Source organism: Methylocaldum sp. (assembly GCF_039794385.1).
In the GTDB taxonomy this organism is placed as follows: domain Bacteria; phylum Pseudomonadota; class Gammaproteobacteria; order Methylococcales; family Methylococcaceae; genus Methylocaldum.
This window is the reverse complement of the sequence record NZ_JBDIVO010000391.1, coordinates 1-3956: the sequence shown is the minus strand read 5'-3', so window position 1 is coordinate 3956 and position 3956 is coordinate 1. Positions and strand designations below refer to the sequence as shown.

Annotated in this window: 8 protein-coding genes; 3 read left to right on the top strand and 5 right to left on the bottom strand. The window is 57.5% G+C overall.

The features are described 5' to 3' along the window. Nucleotides 1–70: 70 nt before the first annotated feature. From ABJK70_RS21375 to ABJK70_RS21365, 3 genes are all read right to left on the bottom strand, one after another. Nucleotides 71–433 (bottom strand): hypothetical protein, encoded by a 363-nt coding sequence (locus ABJK70_RS21375; RefSeq protein ID WP_347259065.1) that lies wholly within the window; start codon nucleotides 431–433, stop codon nucleotides 71–73. 5 nt (nucleotides 434–438) lie between these two features. After that, nucleotides 439–897: a phage regulatory CII family protein gene (locus ABJK70_RS21370; protein WP_347259064.1), complete on the bottom strand. Its 459-nt coding sequence runs from the start codon at nucleotides 895–897 to the stop codon at nucleotides 439–441. Nucleotides 898–1093: 196 nt separating this feature from the next. Further along, a complete protein-coding gene (locus ABJK70_RS21365) occupies nucleotides 1094–1288 on the bottom strand; it encodes a hypothetical protein (protein ID WP_347259063.1) in 195 nt (64 codons plus the stop codon). Between the two features lie 26 nt (nucleotides 1289–1314). Between ABJK70_RS21365 and ABJK70_RS21360 the strand changes: the two genes are divergently transcribed. Then, a complete protein-coding gene (locus ABJK70_RS21360; protein ID WP_347259062.1) occupies nucleotides 1315–2127 on the top strand; it encodes a hypothetical protein in 813 nt (270 codons plus the stop codon). A 9-nt stretch (nucleotides 2128–2136) separates the two neighbouring features. Next, nucleotides 2137–2652, top strand: coding sequence for a hypothetical protein (locus ABJK70_RS21355; RefSeq protein ID WP_347259061.1), 516 nt, complete (start codon nucleotides 2137–2139; stop codon nucleotides 2650–2652). Nucleotides 2653–2697: 45 nt separating this feature from the next. Here ABJK70_RS21355 and ABJK70_RS21350 read toward each other — a convergent pair whose 3' ends face one another. Then, entirely contained in the window at nucleotides 2698–3144 is a 447-nt protein-coding gene (locus tag ABJK70_RS21350) for a prepilin-type N-terminal cleavage/methylation domain-containing protein (protein WP_347259060.1), read from the bottom strand. 180 nt (nucleotides 3145–3324) lie between these two features. Between ABJK70_RS21350 and ABJK70_RS21345 the strand changes: the two genes are divergently transcribed. Then, on the top strand, nucleotides 3325–3606 hold the full coding sequence (locus ABJK70_RS21345) for a hypothetical protein (RefSeq protein WP_347259059.1): 282 nt from the start codon (nucleotides 3325–3327) through the stop codon (nucleotides 3604–3606). Here the strand turns inward: ABJK70_RS21345 and ABJK70_RS21340 are convergent. Continuing rightward, on the bottom strand, nucleotides 3603–3956 hold a 354-nt coding region (locus ABJK70_RS21340), incomplete at its 5' end, for a hypothetical protein (protein ID WP_347259058.1). The genes ABJK70_RS21345 and ABJK70_RS21340 overlap by 4 nt on opposite strands.

Genomic DNA, 3956 nt, shown 5'->3' with positions numbered 1-3956 from the left:
ATGATCGCGTCGACGGACAGATTCACGGCTTTTTCGGATTTTCGAGTTTCCATATAGCCTCCTGTTGTAATTAGGCCTTGCGCACTGGCCGCGCGGTCGAGTGCGCGCCGATGTCGACGATTTCGAGCAGGGCCCGCTCGGGCCGATCAGACCGGATCTCCACCGCGCGGACGATCAGCAGAAGATTCGGCACCCGCAGATACAGCTCCACGTCGTAGGGGTAGACCGCGGCCATGAATCGCAGATGGTGAGAGCTCAGGGTCGATGGCGAGCGCGCCGAAATCCCGCACTCGTAATCGTCGCCCACCCGGTTAACGTGGTAGGCGGCGGAATACCGCCCGACCTGGATGTTGGCGCCCGGCTCCAGCCACTCGCGGCGGCGGTAAGCCGGAAGCCAGTGGGTGTTCGGCGAAACTATTTGGACGACGGTCACGGCGGCTACTCGGCCGAGGTCGGGCAGAGTCCGCGCACGCGCCGAAGAAACGCCTGCAACGCTTCGACGTTTTCGTGCACTTCACGGGTAATGTTGTTGATTTCCTTAGGCGTGAACCGGCCGTCTTCCAGGGCGGCCAAAAGCGCCTTGGCGATGTCGCCATTCTCCGCATGCACCTTTCCGTAGGCCTCCAATAGCGCCTGATCGCCGGAATTGTTGGGTTCGCCCTTCGGGGTCAGCACAAAGCCGCACTCGTCGGCAATCACGTGGAGGATGCTGAAGTTCCGAGTGATCAGCATCAGCGAAAGCGCTTCGTGAATACTGAGGCGGTGCCCCTCGCATGCCGGATTCAGCTTGTTGGCCAGCGTCGAATACGAGACCGCCATCTTTTGAGAGAGATCCTTGATGCCGCCCTTGTGGTCGGCACCGGTCTGGTGAATGGCAAGTTCTAAAGGCGTCAACATGAGATTCGTCTCCTGGTTTTCTCATTTCGAATTTGGAGACGACGGCTTATCCTTGCGGCCTGGAGCGTGCTACGCTCCAAGCCGAGACACAGAAAAGGCAAATGCAGAAAGCCAGTCGTCTCATTGGCCTGTCCGGGATGACAGTCCCGGATGGGCCACTTCTATCTTTCAGTCGTTCAGGACCGATCAGGTCCGATCAGGCACCCTCCTTTATCCGTTCCCCCCGATGCTCGAGCGCCTCGAGAATGAATTTCTCGCATTGATACGACATGGGGCGGCACTCCCTTTCTGCCAGCTCCTTGATCTTGCTGTGAATCGCCTTGGATACCCGAAACGACAGCAATTCCTGACGATCCTTGCTGCGCCGATCCTTATCCGCGATTGCCGACATGGATAAACCCTCCTTTTCGTGCAAAAATGGCAAAAATTATCAAAAATGATCTTGAGGTACAGATTATAGGCAAATATGCCTATCGTCAACACAGAATGGGCATATTCGATCATAAGAATTTATTATCACGAACTGAATTACTATTAGCGGGACGTGATAAACATCCATGGGGGAAACGGATTGGATTGTCCGGACGGATGGTCACGCGGCTCTTCAATTTCGGCGAGATTCCAGGCCCCGAATACCTGATTGCAATCGCCAAGGCGGAGAACGTGTGCCTGAACTGGCTACTGACAGGAGCCGGCGCGCCGTATATCGTCTACTGCGCCCAATCGGACGGCGAAGTCGCAAGCCTGGCTGAATCCTTTCTGTCGGAAGCGCCGCTCAGCTGGACGGTGTACTGGATCAGCAGCGGCGAGTGGTCGGGGTTGGCACTGCATCGGCCGGACCAGTACGAACTGAAGGACGAGCTAATCGACTACGACCGTGTCGAGCTGATCGCGGGTCCAATCGGCCAGCAGACGCTGGACGCGCTGCGCCGGGCCGGCATCCTCCAGGTCCGCGAGGTGACAGTTCCGGCAGCGACGATGATCAGGTTATATTCCGGCGGCGTCGGTGCCTACGAAATGGTCAGGCCGGACGGCCTGTTCGAGCGCCACGAGCTGCTGAACCTGCGCGACGGCCCCAAGATCCGCGAGAAATCCGGAGGTTATGTGCTGGAGCCCGACGAGCGGATTTTGCTCGAAAAATACCGCCGCCTGAAGCCGGCCGACAAAACCCGCTTTATCGCCATCGGCGGCGCGCTCGGAGAGGTGGAGCGGCAGGAGCCGGAAGTGTAAGGCGGAATTATGCTGCCGATAGAATTTAAAGCTGCTATCGATTATTACGTTCTCCATCCGCCCTTGCATGCTTTGGTCGCCGTTACGATTCCGTTCCTGATCAGCATGGGAGGCATTCTTCACGCCGCCTATTATCGGGATACCTTCTGGCGGTGCGACATTGGGGTTATTGCCGTTGGCTCGGCACTGGGGGCGATTGGCAGTTTCTACCAGGATACGGACTATCATGTTCTGCCGGTGTACCCGGTTCTAGCCATTTTGGTTGCCGGTTGGCGGCACCAATTCATTCATGCTGGACTGATGTATGCCGGGACCTTCGTTTCGACGCTGATCCCAGATTTGTTTGCCGCCTGGGATGTTCATCATTCATATGTTGATCCAGTTGGTCGGTGGTATTACGGAATAGGATTGAGCGAATTCGCAGATGCGCTATTCGTTTATCCCACAGCATCGATTTTAGCGGTACCGATCGCCAATAAGCGGATACGTATGGGCGACAGCATTGAAATACGTTGGCCAAAGTAAAAGCCCCTCCTCAGAGGGGCTTTTGTGATCCGTGTTAAATGGAGGCTAGCAGAGTTTTGGTGTACCGGTTCTGCAGGTGCCGCCAACCGTCCAAACCAACTTTCCGTCTGCCCCTAGAGTAGGGGTTAGAATATAGGTTTGAGCATTAAGACCACCGGCCGCAGTTGCCGTAGCGGTAATCATCCCATTAGCCGCTACCGCCACACCTGCGAGATAGGTTGATGCGGTCGGGGCAACCGGAATCAAGCCGTTATAGCCGAATGCGACGTTGATGACCGTGTTGGTGGCCGCATCGAGGCAATCCCCCTGCTGTACGCAGACCTCAATGCCGGCCTTGAGCCCGGCGGTTGAATTTACGACTTCCGAGTATTTGGCCTTTAACGTGTACTCTTGGTAGGCGGGCACGGCAATCGCCGCCAGAATACCGATGATCGCCACCACGATCATCAATTCGATCAAAGTAAAACCCTTTTGAGTTTTTTTGGATGACATAAACTTCCTCCCAGTGAGCTGTATCCGCGGACATCCGCGTACATCTCATAAAGCAACCCGCGTGCCAGCCGGCGTAATGCGGGGTTGCGAGCGGATAGCCGGAAGTCCGCGTCAGAAACTGACGCGATCCACGGCAAAACCTGCCGCGACAACAGAAAAAAATGACGTGGGAGAATGTGGATGTTGGAAATTAACTTTCTTGTGCTCGCCGATGCCGATATCGGGGAGTTTTATTTGACCAAGGCAGGGAGGCGTGGGCTGGTTGTCAGGTTCGTTTCAAGCCGCGGCACCCGAGACCTGGCGCCTGAGGACAGAATCGATTTCGGACCGGCCAAATGCGGCCCCGTCACGGCCGCCGAGCTGGTGGCGACCTGGGGCGGCAAGCCCAAGCGGATCGAGGCGGCCCGTCAAGCGGCGTTGGCGTTTTTGCATCAATGGCCGGAAGGCCCGCAGATCGACTAATACAGTTTTGCTGACGCAGTACTTCTGCCGACAGAAACGCCGGTCATCGGTCGTCGGACCGGCAAGCTGACCGAAAGCCGGCTACGGGATGCCGTGGTGCAAACCAACGGTAGCGGAATCGGGGTCACCAGGGTGCCGGCGAGCAGGCTGACGCCGGTCGCCACGGCGGCCAGCGAGCGGCGGACGGAGAGGCTGGCTTGGGCCACGGCAGAGGCTGTTGCCAATCCTGCCAGCCCGGTTTGCCCGCCTCCGGCGCCGAATTCCAGCACGACGGCGTTGCCAGCCGGCGGGATGTAGCTGCCCTGAAAATCGCAAACAATGGCGTTGCCGGCGGGCGGGGTATAGCTCAT